The following is a 14629-nucleotide window of genomic DNA, read 5'->3' on the forward strand; positions in this document are numbered from 1 at the left end:
GCACATATAGTAGCGAATAAGAAGGAGTCGGTAGTACATCTCACTACACAATATAAATTTTTCTTAGCATAGAGCCTAAACCTTTCGATCCTAAAGTATTGAGGAACAACATGCCCAAAGAACAAAAGAAAACGCATTTTCAGTATCCTGAAAACCTCATCATAAAAGTAGTTTCTTTAGAAGATGCTATAAAGCTTCAATATATCAACGGCATCGAATGCACCCCAGAAAATCTAGCAAATACTGAAATAAAAGATTTCACTTACCACTTACAAAGTATTTTAACTAAGTACATCGAAGATCTATCGCCTGATAACGAAGACCGCATTGAAAATAAATTTTTTATAGAAACAGATGGCGAAAATAAGAACAAATATATCGGCATGCTGTTTTTAAGCAACCAGCCTCACCAAGAAAACCTAACACGTAAACTCGCCTTACTGGCTTACGAATTAACGCATTCCGTCATCACACAAAGAGACATTTTAAGCATTACCCATACCAGTCAAATCTTACCAGGGGACAAAGTTTTTATTTTCGAGCAGTCTGAAAAATTCATTAACAAAAAAAGCGGAAAATCCATTAAGCACCCATTTACTGTATCACTTGAGATAGATGATAAAAAACAACCAAAAGCCGACATTTTAGTAAGCGGTCAGTATTGCGCACCAACGTTTAAAACGCCTAAACCAATCCCCATTGAAGGTTATGCTATTCCCGCGGGATATGAAGAACACAGCAATACAATTTCTCTGTATAATATCGATTCAACTAATAAAGTCTCAAGCACACCTTTTACGCTCTCCTCCAATCATGCTGACCACATCATGACATTAGCTTCTGCAAAAGTTAATAACGACATTTTATACTACACCGGTGAGCGCTTGGAAAACCCTAAAGGCCCTACTAAACAAAAGTCATATGTATTGTCTACTCTTTCCATTATGAGCGATGACAATCCCTACAAAAACTTTCAGCTGCAATCTAGCTAACATTAAGCCCTTTTTCTTTTACATACAGATAAGTGGCAGTCACCAAGTAAGCGACTGCCAACTCATAACGATTTCTAACGACATCACTTTCATTTTTAGTTAATAGCAGCCCGGCATATTGCTGATATTTCATTTCTCTACTGCTCTTGACAACTTCAAACATATCTAGCTGAATATCCATATCACTTACTTCTTTCAAACCATAAGGTAGCAACATACTTTTTATGTCATCGCTGAAGTTTTTACCAACCACCTCGTAGTTACCGTGAGCTACTTTAAATGCTGTGACAGTAAGCGCGACAACTTCGACGTGCCTCGCTTCACTCATCAATAGATGTCGGTGTCGGCCAACTTGGCCAGCAATCTCATTGAGTTCTAGTGCCTCATTAGTCGTTAAGGTTTCACTATCTATTTCTTTAGTGTGTTCAAGCAGCCGATCCCAAGCAGCGTCGCTGATACTGCGCAGCAATCCCAAGGGATAGTCTTGCGACGTCACCCATTGGTCTTTTCCCCGAATTTTGAAACGCATATTGTTTTCAGCCACCTTAACAACATCTTCAAGAATAGCAGCATGACCCGGGGACAATCCTAACGCCTCACTCGCTCGTCGCACGTTCTGCCTTAGCGCGCCTAATCGCAACGCTTTCATCAATAAATGCGGTGTGGGTTCGTGAAATAAAGGAAGGACTTGAGGTAGTGCCGAAGACGGCGTGTAACGTTTAAAATCCTGCAGTTTTATGGCTTCTTTGAGAATGCTGCCATTTGCCCCTTTCACAGGCGTCAGCGCATCCGCCCATTCTAGAATCAAGTGATTATAGTTTAGTAACCCTGTTGAAGGCTGTCGGTGCCCCATTAAGCGCGCCAGACCCATCATCACGCGACGCGAACAGTAATGTTGCTGTCCCATCACCATTTGACGAAGGTGAGCGCTATCTACGTGCTGAGTTATTTTGGTGGCGACAGGCGTGTTTAGCTGCAGCAGAGCGGCTGCCGTTATATTGTAAAACGCATGGCGGGCGTGGTGGAGTGATAGTGTTGGGCTGCCACTCACGTGACGCAATGCATCTATCTCAGCAGCACTGATGGCTGAAGCACTAAGCGCTATGTCGACTTTCCCATCGCGCATCTCACCTAAAAGCGGTATGGATGCCTCACCTCCCAACAGCGCATCATGACGATTAAGCACAGCGTTAAGCGTACGTTGCTCTGTCGCATCGAGAGAAAACAAAAGCGGCACAGCACGTCGAGAGGCCTCACTTTTTAATGTTCGATAACGATTGTTCCTAATCAATACCCAGCAGTAGCCATGAGATTCACACCAATCTCGCCTGAGCAACCCTCTCGCTTCATCCAGCCGCAAACCAAAGCGATACGCGCATAGCAATACAAACTGAAGTAAACACGCAATATCGGGGTCTCGTTGCGATGTTTCTATCCGCTTCAGTGTCTCAAGGTATTCTCGTTCTGAGAGCATTTCAGCTCTCACGTGGCGTCCTTGCTCTGCAACGGGCAGCTCATCCCAGTCAGGCTCTTCAACACCGAGAGAGGCAGCTACGCGATGAAAAGAGCGCAGGCGATGGCTAAAATAGCTCATATCGCTTAGCTGGGTTTCTTGATAATCAACCAACCCCGCATAAAAGGCGGTGATTTCTTCACTACCGAGCGTCATCAGGTCGACACCGTACGCCAGCTCCTCAAAAAGCTTACGCAACGCGCCCCAGTAGCGATGAATACTACTGCTTTCGAACGGCTTAAAGCGCCTTCCCGCTCGTCCCTTACCACTTCGGATAACCGCTGCGATCCAGATGACCAACAGCATGATGGCACTACTTACCTTACCGTTTCGCTGTGTTACCAATTGTTCCAGAGATTTTGCCGTTATTTTAGCCTGCGGCTTGGTGTAGCCATCCAAGATTTGCTTCACCTCTTTAAAAAGAAGTACCGCCTGTTGCTGCAGCTCGTATTTATCGCCGCTAGCCCGTAATAGTGACGGTAGCGTTGTAGGAAGCTCCGAATCCTCAGTGTTGACTGCTGAAGGTGGGAACATCAGCGATTTGCCGTGCACCATACGAATGTGCGCTTGCACAGGGAGGCTGGTGGCCACTATCCGCCCTGCTAACGCGCCAGCCACTGCGCCCGGCAATCCCAGAAGATTGGCTTGATCGACAATAGCGGCCGCCTGCCCAAGTACCTGCTGGATCGTTATACACTTTTGACTCTCACAGCACTGGATAAATGCCTCAGGCAAAGGCGGCGCTTGTTTTGGGATCGTCCAAGGATCGTCGAGCGCTTTGGTAGATGTTAGGCGTTGGCCGTAAGTTAGTAGTGATGCCACATGATATGGCACTGTGTGGCGCTGCACGGGGGCTTGCCAGCTGGTGCTATTTAACTGTTCGCTATACTCCAAGTAATAGGCTTTACGGTGATATAACAGCCGAAAGTTGTCCCCTTGGCACACATCCTTCAGCAGGCGCATGTAACAAATACGTTTTTCAATACACAAAAGTAACGCGCCGAGCGCTAATGCCTGGCGTTTAGAACAGTGAGTTCGGGTAGCGTATGGACGCACAGTCGATGCCCAATGCGTCAATTGAGTCATTAATGCAGCGTAAGCGGGTGCGTGCTCATGAATCAGCGTTTTTTCCGGCAACATCGGAATGTAACGGCGCTGAAACGCATGGCGATGCGGTGACTCATGCCGCTCTAACAAGCGTGTCAGCACACTAAACCGTAAGGCTGCAGAGGGGTAAGGCGTTTTTCCCTGCTGAAGCAACATTTGCCGCCCCAGCTGATTGATATCATCGGCCGACAGCGCGGCTATATCACGCCCTTTTAAAAACAACTCAATATCGTTAAGCGCTACTCTGATAACGTTTCGTGTTGCCAAGCGACGATTTTTTTCGCGTAACCGCTGCCCGAACGCTCGGGAAGGTGTCGTTGAATCACGCAAGCCGCACACCGAGGGGGCTAAGGGCAGTGATGCGGGGGGTACTAACAAATCAAACGATAGTCGCTCAAAGAGTTCGTTGACCTCTTTGCGATAGGCTGTCCAATCGTCCATCCAGCAGCGAGCCGAAGTGTCGCCATAAGTGGCGACGCTTTTTTCCGCATGCCCCAGCCAACCATCCACAATTTCGTTATCGACGCCTAATAAAGGTAATTGCTGGGCTAGTCGGTGCCGGAAAAGATTGGGAGGTAGCGGCCAGTCAAATAAAGGAACATCGGGTAGATCAGACGCTGTCATAGAGTGCCAATTGAGCGACTCATCGAATAAAAAGAACAGGGGCTGTTCAGGCTTCGCAGGCAATTCTAATAGCGTGTTAATGCGTGAGGATATTGCAGGATGGGTGCTCAACAAATGCTCGGCGAGACGTTGGAGGTACGAGAGGTAAGCCTCGACAAACTTAATCGCCTTATCGGCCAATGGCACCATACGACCATTTCGCACACCGCTGCCGTCATCGGTTCAAATCCGGTCCCCGCTACCAAATATAGAAGAAACCAATACCTTTACAGGTGTTGGTTTTTTTGTGTCTGCTAGTTATGTAAAAACGCCCAGAAAAAACCATTACCGAAAAGTACGGTTTTTTTCACCTATGGCTTTTTATTTTCCTGCCTTTTCCTTGAATCCGCCGGGGCATGCCTGCATATCATGGGTAACTATTGTTCATTTTTTGCTGACGAGTCTACCCATGTCGATTATTGATCCCCGTTCAGGTAAACCGCTCACCGCGGATACTGGAAATACCGATGCTGCCGCGCCTACCGATGAGCGTGCGGCGGTGCGTCCTGAAGATGTCATCATTGAATTGCACGCAGGCAATATTCAGCAGGTGTTGGAAGCCTCCATGCAGGTGCCGGTACTGATGGGCTGCTACTCGCCTTCCACCGATAGCAGCCGCACCCTGCTCACAATGCTTGAGAAACTGGTAGTGGAATACGCAGGCGCTTTTGTGCTCGGTAAGCTCGATATAGACGCGAATGCAGAAATCGGCGGCCAACTCGGCGTGCGTTCAGTGCCCGATGTGAAGCTGATTAGCCAGGGCGGCCTAGTGGATGGTTTTCAGGGAGCATTGCCGGAAAAGGAGGTACGCGAGTGGTTGAATCGTTACTTCCCCGCCCCCGGCGAAGCACCCCCCACCCCGGAAGAGCAGGCGGAAGAGGCATTGCAGGCAGGCGATGTCGCGGGCGCGCGCGAAATTTATCAAACCCTGATGGGCCAGTACCCGGAACACTACGCTTATCAAGTCGCGTTCGCCCGGGTACTGGTAGCCGAAGGGCGTGGCAGCGAGGCGCGTGAAGTGCTCGATAACCTGCCGCCGGAAGAGCGCGACGCGGCACCTGCACGGGGCGTGCGCGCCAGCATTGAGTTTGGCGAACAGGCGCCCTCAACCGAAGAGATCGCAGCCCTGGGCGATCGTACCGACAGCGAAGCTCAGTACCAGCGCGCCCTGCGCCAAGTGGCTGACGGTCATTACGATGCAGGCCTGGAAGTACTCCTGACGCTAATGAAACACGACCGTGCCTACAATGATGACGCAGCGCGTAAAACGCTGCTGCAGGTGTTCGATGCATTAGGCGCCGACCACCCGCTGACCGTTACCTACCGCCGTAAACTATTTGCCATGCTCTACTAACGGGTCTCACTGCTTTTTAGCACAGCATCCATGCGTGACAATGCCATTTCCAGTTGGGTAGCAGTGGTGCCGAAGTTAAGCCGTACAAAGCCGGGGCAGCCAAAGGCAGCCCCGTCTGAAAGTGCCACCCCCGCCTCTTTCAGCAGCCTTTTATGGGGCGCATTGCCCAGGCCCGCCTCGCGCATATCCAGCCAGGCTAGGTACGTTGATTCCGGCGCACTCCAACGAACGCCCTGCCAGCTAGCCACTCGCGCCTCCAGCGTCGCACGATGCTCGCGTAGTACGCTTAACAGCTCCTGCCGCCACGATTCACCTTCACGATAAGCCGCTTCCGCCGCGACTAAGCCGAGTATGTTGCTATCGGGCAGCAGCCCTTTTGCTGCGGCGGCAAAGCGCTGGCGCAGAGCTGGGTCAGGAATCACCGCGCACGCACTGGTCAAACCGGCCAAGTTAAAGGTTTTAGAGGGCGCCCACAGGATAATTGTGCGCTGGGCCAGCTCAGGAAACGCCGCCACCAGCGGACGATGGCGCGCGCCTTCATCTAATAACAGGTCGCAGTGAAGCTCATCGGATACCACCCAAAGATCGTGGCGTTCTACCAGCTCAGCCAGCGCAGCAAGCTCTTCCTGACGCCATACGCGCCCTGTCGGGTTGTGGGGATGACACCATAGCAATAGACGGGTACGCGGTGTAATCGCCGCCTCCAGGGCGGCAATATCGAGCTGCCAAGGCTCACCGAGGCTCGAAGGCGCTTGGAGCATCGCCTGCTGAGGCAGCCTCCCGGTGCGCTCTGCCACTGCTAGAAACGGCGGATAGATGGGTGTGACTGTTAATACACCGTCGCCAGGCTCGGTCAGCGCGAGCGCAGCCAAATGTAAGGCAGGCACTACCCCTGGCAACCACTGCTGCCACTCGGGCTGAATGGGCCAGTCGTAATGCTGGGCGCTCCACTGGCATAGCGTTTCTGTTAACGTAGCAGGCACTTCACCATAGCCATAAACACCGTGAGCCACCCGCGACTGCAGCGCATCAACGACTGCTGGCGGGGAGCGAAAGTCCATATCGGCGACCCAAAGGGGTAACACGTCGTCGCCGTAGCGGTGCCATTTTTGCGATGCCCAGCCACCTTCTGGGTGGCGTCGCTCCACAGGCGTGGCAAAATCGTAGGCCATGAAAAATCTCACTTATTGAACAGGGGTGATGCCAAGCATGCCGCAAGATGACTTTTATACCAAGATGCGGGCAGGGCTGCCGGCGCTGCTGCGGCAGTGGCGTGCACTCGGCCAGGCTGATGCCGATCGCTTGGCGTTGATTCTCGCGGAGACAGCCCGAGTGGCAAAGCTGGGCGAACCCGAGACCACGCCCAGCGGCGCAACACTTGATGCGTGGAGCACGGCCAGCGCCGAGGAGATCCCACTATGGGCGCCTAAAACCGCGGTATTTTTGCTTAATCAAATGCCTGCCCGCCCGACTCCCGATAGTGATGCCGAAGCCTGCGCCTGGGCATACTGCTGGCTACGTAATCGCTCGTTTGATTCATTGCAAGCAGCTCAGGACGCCCTCCCTGCTCACCTAAAAGCTCCTCTGCAAGAGGCGTTAGAAGCCGCTTGGCGCGACCAGCAAGGGCTGCGTTTAGTTTAATCGGCAGCACGCTCGCTTAGAAAACCGAAACGGTGAAGGCCATTAAATGGCGTCATAAAACAACGACACACCAATAGCACCAAAAAAATAACAGCAAGGAACACGCTACATGATAGAAATTCCGCTCACTTGGCAGCTAGCAAAGCTTGGCCTTTCAATCAGTATGGTATTGGGGCTAGGGGCGATTGCGGTGCGCGCCAGTCCACGTATGGCCGGGCTGCTGGCGGGTTATCCATTGGGCACGGCACTGGCGCTATTTTTTATCGGCTTAGAAATTTCACCCGCCTTTGCGACCCAAAGCGCAGTACATACGCTGGCTGGGTTTACCGCGACGATGGCGCTAGGCGCCGGTTATTGGGTAGCAGGACGTCAACCAGGCGTTAAAGGCATGGCCAGCGGTGTGCTAGGCGGTTTCATTGCGTGGCTAGCCGCCAGCACTATACTCGCCCAATTTGATTTCACCCGGCTCAGCGGCACGCTGGTAACACTAGGGGCTATTGCCGCATTTAGTGGCCTGTTCCGCGCTATTCCAGATGTGAAAAGTCCACCCAGTCGATCGTTTTCGCTCCCTGCTCTTGCTGCACGGGCCTGCCTTGCCGCCGCGATCATATTTGCCATTACGAGCCTAGCGCATTGGCTTCCACCCGCCTGGGCGGGAACGCTGGCCGCCTTTCCTGTCACCATGCTGCCCTTTTTGCTGATCCTGCATCTCAATCACGGCGCGGCCCCTGTAGCTACTGTTATCAAACACTACCCGATGGGGCTTGGCTCATTGCTGAGTTATACCCTATGTGTTTCCTATACTTACCCAACGCTAGGCCTGTTGTGGGGCAGCTTGGCTGGGTTTGCCACGGCGACACTATGGCTATTGGGATGGATGCAACTGACGGCGTGGTATCGACGCCGTGCCACTTGACCAAGCACTTGCTTGGGTTAATCCTGAAGACCTGCTGCTAATCCCGTTCATTAATCACCAGTCATTGATAACCCTTCGTTCATAACAAGGACATGCCATGTTTACGCGTACCATTGAGCCAGCGTTTTACGACACCGACGCCCTAGGGCATATCAATAATACTCGCCTACCCGCGTGGTTTGAGCTGGCCCGTAACGACTTATTCAAACTCTTCACGCCTGATCTAAACCCGAAGAAGTGGCGCTTAATTATGGCGCGTATGGAAGTCGACTACCGAGCTGAACTGTTTTACGGTCACGACATCGAAATACGCACGTATTTAACACGCTTGGGCAACAGTTCGTTTACGGTGACCCAAGAGGCGCGCCAGCACGGCACACTTACCAACCTGGGTCACACCGTCATGGTGCAGTACGACCACCAGACTAAGTGCGCCAAGCCCATTGAGGGCAATTTACGTGAGGCGTTAACGGCCCACCTGCAAGATGCCCCTGAATGAACACGCCTGACCGACGCTGCCCCGCACTTCCGGGGCAATAGGAGCCACGCTTATGGCCATCCGCTACAACCTGTGGATAGACCCTGACAACGTTGCGCAGCACCGTGCCGTTGAAGCGGATCTTGAGCACTACTTTGTTGAGCGCTTCGCCGACTATCCGCATATCCGCTTGTTTGGGGCAGACCCCTACGATTATGATGCCCCCTTCAACCGCCTTTATGATGTGCTAATGGCACGAGCCGCTGAATACTGTGAGCGGACGTGGTGCTATGTTGCGTCGCCCGAACAGCTCAATCGCTGCTTTTTCCGTGCCGTTGGCCGCTCAAACAAATTTGTGAGAGACCAACCCGATGGTGATACGCACCAATCAGGCGCCTGACGAACGTCAGCTCGCCATTATTGCTCAACAGCTTGGCCGCGCACCGCGTGGCATTGAAGCAGTAGCCGCCACTGACGGCAAAGGCACGCCGCTGGTGCTACGCATGTCTCCTATCGTTGATGGCAAACCTTTTCCTACGCTGTATTGGCTCTGCTCAGACGTGCTTAAAGTAGAAATTTCTCGCATTGAAGCGGTGGGCGTTATCAAAGCGCTCGAACAGCGGCTGCAGGAAGAACCAGACTTTCTTGAGGCTTATTTGCAAAGTCACCGTGATTATGTGGCTGCTCGCTGGGACTATATGAGCGATGCCCAGCGCCAAGAAGTCGCTCAGTTGGGCTATACCGACGTAATGACCGAGCGCGGCATTGGCGGCATTAGTAACTGGCACCAAGTGCGCTGTCTGCACACTCAGTATGCTCATCACCTTTGCGGTAACAACGTTATAGGGCAATGGATGGATCAACACCACCAGGTCGACCGCTGCCTACCCTAAGTAACGGATTAGTCACTTTTCATTTTTAGCGTTAGGAAAAAGCGAATGGCTCGAATTTGTGTCTATCTTGGCTCTCGTGAGGGTAATAGCCCAGTTTTCCGGCAGGCGACCAATAAACTAGGACGCACGCTTGCCGAGCGTGGTCACACGCTGGTTTATGGTGGGGCACGCATTGGCCTGATGGGTGAGCTGGCGAATTCAGTGTTGGAGGCAGGCGGTAATGTCATTGGCGTAATGCCTGAACACTTAGTGGAGCGAGAACAGGCACACTTTGGGTTAAGCGAGCTGATTCGGGTGCGTAATATGCATGAACGCAAAGCCACCATGGCGGCTAATGCCGACGCTTTTATTGCCTTACCCGGCGGGATTGGCACCTTTGAAGAGCTGTTTGAAATATGGACGTGGGGCTATCTGGGCCTGCATGAAAAACCCATGGGGCTGCTTAACATCGACGAGTTCTATTCACCGCTGCTGACCTTTTTAGACAGTACTGTCAGCCATGGCTTTTTGGCATCCGCCACTCGTGACATGCTGCTCGACGCAGCAACATCCAATGAACTGCTTGATGCATTAGAAGCTCAGCTATAGTGCTGACGAGGGAAGAGTGAGGGAGACGTTACTAGCGGCCCATACGCTCGGTGAGCTGGCGGGTATGCTGATAAGTCAATTGTAGCAAACGTGCATCTTCACCTGCCCGATGACGGTGAATGCCACGTTCGGCGATCATTGCTTCTTTGGTGTCGCTCCATAACGCTTGCTGCTCTTCGCTGAGCAGTATCCTTAGCGCCTCAAGGCGAAAACGCGGCAGCATACCCGCGTGATGAAAGAGCAGGGAAAGCCAGGTGTTGTCGTAGCCCCAGCTATCACTGTAGGCCTTGCCTAACTCGCGCAGCTCGTCGTTTAACCAGTGGGCAACCTGACGCACGGGATAGCCCTCCTGAATGAGGCGCTCACGAGAGATACCGTGCAGCAGCTCCGCCTTTGGGTCCCAGTGCGTCCACTCATCTAGCGGTTGAATGAGAAAGGCGCAGCAGCTTCCATCAGCCCGTGCGATGCCTATTTCGATGGGATAACTGCCACGCCCAAATCCGGAGGCTTCAATATCTAGTACTGTGGGTAGCGTCTCGGACACAACCTTCCTCACTCAATCAAAACGTGAAAGCGCTTATGCGACGGCCACGTCATCTAGCGGCTGCTGTTCGGCCTGTCGCTGCCAATAAGCGGCTCGCTCATCATCTACCGTCAAGCCTAGCTCACCCAGGCGATAAGCTCGGGCAAGACGCTCGGCGGCTAAAAAATGCCCAGACTGGGCAGCGCGGGCATACCAGGTCACCGCATAATCTTCACGGCGGGGGTACTGGGCACAGCCATGCTCGTGGATTTGTGCCACCTGATACTGTGACTTTACATCCCCGGCATGCGCCGCTTCCAAGACATATCGCGCACCGCGCGCCTTGTCTTGCGGCGTCTGACTGCGATGAAACAACATATGGCCGTATACAGAGAGCGCGTCAGGATGACCCGCTTCCGCACAGCGCTTAAACAAGCGCATCGTTAAACGCTGGGTGCGCGGTGAACGCGGCAACAGCCAATGATTATGAAACAGCCGTTCAGCTAGGCGAAATTCTAGCCGAGTAAACAACGTTGATGCCTGCAGCATGGCAAACCACCCTGCCTATCTGTTGGAACCTTGGGCCAGCAGCCATCAAACATAGCTACCAACCACACGAGAAACCGGCCTTTAGCCGGTCGATGGGCTGGCAAGCATACGCCTGCCTTTGCGACGACTCAACCCCATTAATTTGCTGCTTTCCCAGAGCCTCGCTAACATGCCATGCATAAGCCGTTTACCACCCTGCCAGGGTGGCTTATTTTTTGGCAATGCCGCCTTAGTAAGGAGATAAAAATGCAAACGCGCCCACTTGGCAGAACCGGTATGGAGGTCAGTCGACTCTGCTTAGGCACGATGACGTTTGGCGAGCAAAATAGCGAAGCCGAAGCCCATGAGCAGCTTGACCGAGCCGTGGCGTTTGGCATCAATTTCATTGATACCGCTGAAATGTACCCAGTGCCCCCGATGGCTAAGACCCAGGGTCTTACCGAGCAATATATCGGTAGCTGGCTGAAACAGCGTGGCTCCCGCGACGACCTCATCATTGCAACGAAAGCTGCCGGCCCAGGGCTTGACCATATCCGGGGTGGTCCACGCCTCACCCGCGAGCATATTCATCAGGCCATCGATACAAGCTTAGCGCGCTTAAATACGGATCATATTGACCTTTACCAACTGCACTGGCCAGACCGTCAAACTAATTTCTTCGGCAAATTAGGCTATGTGCATAGCGAAGATGAAGACGCCACGCCTCTGGAAGAGACACTATCTGCATTAAAAGAGCTGGTTGATACAGGTAAGGTGCGCGCCATTGGGCTCTCTAATGATACGCCTTGGGGAGTCATGCGCTCGCTACAGCTCGCCGACAAGCTGAACTTACCGCGTGTCGCCTCTGTACAGAATCCCTACAACCTTCTGAACCGCTCCTTTGAAGTGGGTTTGGCTGAAATTGCGCATCGTGAAGACGTAGGGCTACTCGCCTATTCGCCGCTAGGGTTTGGTGTTCTCTCAGGTAAGTATCTGAACGGTGCCCAACCGCCAAAAGGCCGCCTGACGCTTTATGAGCGCTTCAAACGCTATACCTCCCCAGAAGCAGAAGCTGCCACGCAAGCCTATGTGTCACTGGCTCAACAGCATGACTTAGATCCTGCTCAAATGGCGTTGGCTTTTGTTAACTCGCGCAGCTTTCTAACCAGTAACATTATTGGCGCGACCACCATGGAGCAGTTGGAAAGCAATCTTGCCAGCGAGAGCCTCAAGCTGGATGACGACGTGCTAGAGGAAATCGAAGATATTCATCGTTGCATGCCTAATCCCTGCCCTTAAAAGCTGTTCTTAACAACTGTCTTTAAAAGCCGCTCTTAAAAATCGTCATTCAGAACAAGGCGGCTCTCACCAAGCTATCGACACTATAGCCTCGGCCTTCGCCGAGGCTTGGTATACTAAACCCACTTATAATCGGCTTTTATTTACCTGGGCACAAACAGGAGCATGCAATGCTGAGCGTTATCTCTCCCGCCAAAACGCTGGATTTTGAAACCCCACCCACCACAAAAAAAGTGACGCAGCCCGACTTCCTGAAACAGAGCCAAGCGCTGATCGATATTTTACGCGACTATTCGCCGCAGCAAATCAGCGAACTTATGGGTATCAGCGATAAATTAGCGGGCCTGAACGCCGCACGTTTTGAAGAGTGGCAGCCCCCTTTCTCCCTACATAATGCCAAACCTGCTGTTCAGGCGTTTCAGGGTGATGTTTACACTGGCCTACAAGCCGAAAGCTTCAGTGAGGGTGAAAACCGTTATGCGCAATCGCACCTACGCATACTTTCCGGCTTATATGGCCTGCTACGGCCACTGGACTTAATTCAGCCATATCGGCTGGAAATGGGCACCAAGCTATCTAATAGCGCCGGTAAAGATCTCTATGCTTACTGGAAGCCCACCCTAACGCCTGCACTCAATGAGGCCATTGCTGAAAGTGGCTCCAAGGTGCTGGTGAACCTCGCTTCTAATGAATACTTTAAGGCGGTTGATGCAAAACAGCTTGATGCGCGGGTGATTACGCCGGTATTCAAAGACGAGAAGCATGGCACATTCAAGATCATTAGCTTTTATGCCAAAAAGGCACGTGGTCTGATGAGTGCTTGGCTAATTCAGCAGCAGATTAACGAACCTAATGAGCTCAAGGCCTTCGATGTGGCGGGCTACCGTTTTGATGCCTCGGCGTCTCAGGGTGATACCTTTGTTTTCACTCGCAAAGAAACTGATCGCTAAAGCGAACGACCGGGCTGGTACAATCTAGAAAAAACGTACGGGGCGTGAAGAACGCGGCTTTAAAAACCGCTGGTGCGCCTCTTTAAACTGCGCTGTGTCACAGCGGTGTAGCCACTCATAAGCCACCATATCAGCTGTCACAGTCACCGCACCGCTTGCGCAAGCACGCTCGCGCGCCATCGTAGCCTCTTGTGGTCGACGGCTGGCAGACGCTTCGCTAAGCCAATACAGCTCGTAACCTGCCGCTAGCAACCCCAATCCCGTTTGCAGCACGCAGATATGCGCTTCTGTTCCACACAGTACAATCTGCGTCTTTCCTGATGCTTTTAATGCTGATTCAAATTCAGCTTCTGCCATCACGCTGAAATGCTGTTTTTGCCACAGTAGATAATCGTTTAGAGCGGCCAATAGAGATGGCGCGGTACCACCTAGCTTTTCAGGATTCTGCTCGGTTAACCAAACGGGTACCTCAAGCAGGCAAGCCATTTCGCCTAGCCAGGCCGCCTCGGTAACGGCTTCTTGACCACCTTCAATCACAGGCAGCAGGCCAGCCTGAAAATCGACCATCAGCAGTAGGCTTTTTTCACGTTGTAACTGCACAGCGCCTCCTTAATTTTTATCATTATTGGAATCATAATAGACACGATACAAAAACAAAGCAGCCGCTTTTCAGCGGCTGCTTTGTTAACGTAGCAATCACATACTTATTCTGCCTAGTCTTCGGCAGCCTCTTCCATATCTTCACCGAGCTCTTCCATGCTCTCACCGGCTTCTTCTGCACTTTCGTCAATGCTTTCACCCGCTTCTTCGGCAGGGCCTTGATCATCACAGGCGACCAGCCCGCCTGCCATTAACACCATAAATAGGGCAATTGCTAACTTTTTGGCTAATTCCGTCGTCATATCGTTTCTCCTCCTGAGATTTTAAATCTTGCACTTGCAGCATAATACTAGATGCTGCTTGGCAACAATACCATGTTAAATACGCAAGCTATTGTTATAAATGTATTTAAAACATTTATTTTTGGCGTGCTAATAAAAATTAATTATATGGAAAGTAATGGCTTTCTTCCACGCAACAAAAAACCCAGCCGGGTGGCTGGGTTCTTCGTGGTATAGGTGCCTGACGATGACCTACTCTCGCATGGGGAGACCCCACACTACCATCGGCGCTAAGCGGTTTCA

General features: G+C 52.0%; 16 protein-coding genes. 10 read left to right on the forward strand and 6 right to left on the reverse strand.

The features are described 5' to 3' along the window. The first annotated feature begins 110 nt into the window (after positions 1–110). On the forward strand, positions 111–992 hold the full coding sequence (locus HUO07_RS16875) for a hypothetical protein (RefSeq protein ID WP_176304526.1): 882 nt from the start codon (positions 111–113) through the stop codon (positions 990–992). On the opposite strand, the gene HUO07_RS16880 is transcribed toward HUO07_RS16875, so the two are convergent. Beyond that, complete coding sequence (locus HUO07_RS16880; protein ID WP_176304527.1) at positions 985–4416, reverse strand: hypothetical protein; 3432 nt, start codon at positions 4414–4416, stop codon at positions 985–987. The two genes, HUO07_RS16875 and HUO07_RS16880, sit on opposite strands and share 8 nt — an antisense overlap. A 268-nt stretch (positions 4417–4684) precedes the next feature. On the opposite strand from HUO07_RS16880, the gene HUO07_RS16885 reads away from it, so the two are divergent. Beyond that, positions 4685–5629, forward strand: coding sequence for a co-chaperone YbbN (locus HUO07_RS16885; protein ID WP_176304528.1), 945 nt, complete (start codon positions 4685–4687; stop codon positions 5627–5629). On the opposite strand, the gene HUO07_RS16890 is transcribed toward HUO07_RS16885, so the two are convergent. Continuing rightward, complete coding sequence (locus HUO07_RS16890) at positions 5626–6801, reverse strand: MalY/PatB family protein (RefSeq protein ID WP_176304529.1); 1176 nt, start codon at positions 6799–6801, stop codon at positions 5626–5628. The two genes, HUO07_RS16885 and HUO07_RS16890, sit on opposite strands and share 4 nt — an antisense overlap. Before the next feature lie 37 nt (positions 6802–6838). Between HUO07_RS16890 and HUO07_RS16895 the strand changes: the two genes are divergently transcribed. From HUO07_RS16895 to HUO07_RS16920, 6 genes are all read left to right on the forward strand, one after another. Next, positions 6839–7270: a hypothetical protein gene (locus tag HUO07_RS16895; RefSeq protein WP_176304530.1), complete on the forward strand. Its 432-nt coding sequence runs from the start codon at positions 6839–6841 to the stop codon at positions 7268–7270. Positions 7271–7379: 109 nt separating this feature from the next. Then, complete coding sequence (locus tag HUO07_RS16900) at positions 7380–8186, forward strand: hypothetical protein (protein ID WP_176304531.1); 807 nt, start codon at positions 7380–7382, stop codon at positions 8184–8186. Between the two features lie 97 nt (positions 8187–8283). Then, positions 8284–8685, forward strand: coding sequence for an acyl-CoA thioesterase (locus HUO07_RS16905; protein WP_176304532.1), 402 nt, complete (start codon positions 8284–8286; stop codon positions 8683–8685). A 52-nt stretch (positions 8686–8737) separates the two neighbouring features. Then, positions 8738–9064 (forward strand): hypothetical protein, encoded by a 327-nt coding sequence (locus HUO07_RS16910; RefSeq protein ID WP_008956368.1) that lies wholly within the window; start codon positions 8738–8740, stop codon positions 9062–9064. Next, positions 9036–9557: a DUF501 domain-containing protein gene (locus HUO07_RS16915; protein WP_176304533.1), complete on the forward strand. Its 522-nt coding sequence runs from the start codon at positions 9036–9038 to the stop codon at positions 9555–9557. The genes HUO07_RS16910 and HUO07_RS16915 overlap by 29 nt, the downstream gene beginning before the upstream one ends. A 45-nt stretch (positions 9558–9602) precedes the next feature. Beyond that, entirely contained in the window at positions 9603–10145 is a 543-nt protein-coding gene (locus HUO07_RS16920; protein ID WP_101146650.1) for an LOG family protein, read from the forward strand. Between the two features lie 31 nt (positions 10146–10176). Here HUO07_RS16920 and HUO07_RS16925 read toward each other — a convergent pair whose 3' ends face one another. Beyond that, entirely contained in the window at positions 10177–10689 is a 513-nt protein-coding gene (locus HUO07_RS16925; RefSeq protein ID WP_101146651.1) for a hypothetical protein, read from the reverse strand. A gap of 33 nt (positions 10690–10722) precedes the next feature. Beyond that, positions 10723–11217, reverse strand: coding sequence for a tetratricopeptide repeat protein (locus HUO07_RS16930; protein WP_176304534.1), 495 nt, complete (start codon positions 11215–11217; stop codon positions 10723–10725). A gap of 246 nt (positions 11218–11463) precedes the next feature. Here HUO07_RS16930 and HUO07_RS16935 point away from each other — a divergent pair, with 246 nt between their 5' ends. After that, positions 11464–12495, forward strand: a complete 1032-nt coding sequence (locus tag HUO07_RS16935; RefSeq protein WP_176304535.1) for an NADP(H)-dependent aldo-keto reductase — start codon at positions 11464–11466, stop codon at positions 12493–12495. Between the two features lie 170 nt (positions 12496–12665). Beyond that, complete coding sequence (yaaA, locus tag HUO07_RS16940; protein ID WP_176304536.1) at positions 12666–13445, forward strand: peroxide stress protein YaaA; 780 nt, start codon at positions 12666–12668, stop codon at positions 13443–13445. Between the two features lie 24 nt (positions 13446–13469). Here yaaA and HUO07_RS16945 read toward each other — a convergent pair whose 3' ends face one another. Both HUO07_RS16945 and HUO07_RS16950 read right to left on the reverse strand, forming a co-directional pair. Further along, positions 13470–14045, reverse strand: coding sequence for an isochorismatase family protein (locus HUO07_RS16945; RefSeq protein WP_176304537.1), 576 nt, complete (start codon positions 14043–14045; stop codon positions 13470–13472). 113 nt (positions 14046–14158) lie between these two features. Continuing rightward, positions 14159–14347, reverse strand: a complete 189-nt coding sequence (locus HUO07_RS16950) for a hypothetical protein (RefSeq protein WP_176304538.1) — start codon at positions 14345–14347, stop codon at positions 14159–14161. Positions 14348–14629: the final 282 nt, after the last annotated feature.

The organism is Vreelandella maris, from assembly GCF_013371085.1.
GTDB classification, from domain to species: domain Bacteria; phylum Pseudomonadota; class Gammaproteobacteria; order Pseudomonadales; family Halomonadaceae; genus Vreelandella; species Vreelandella maris.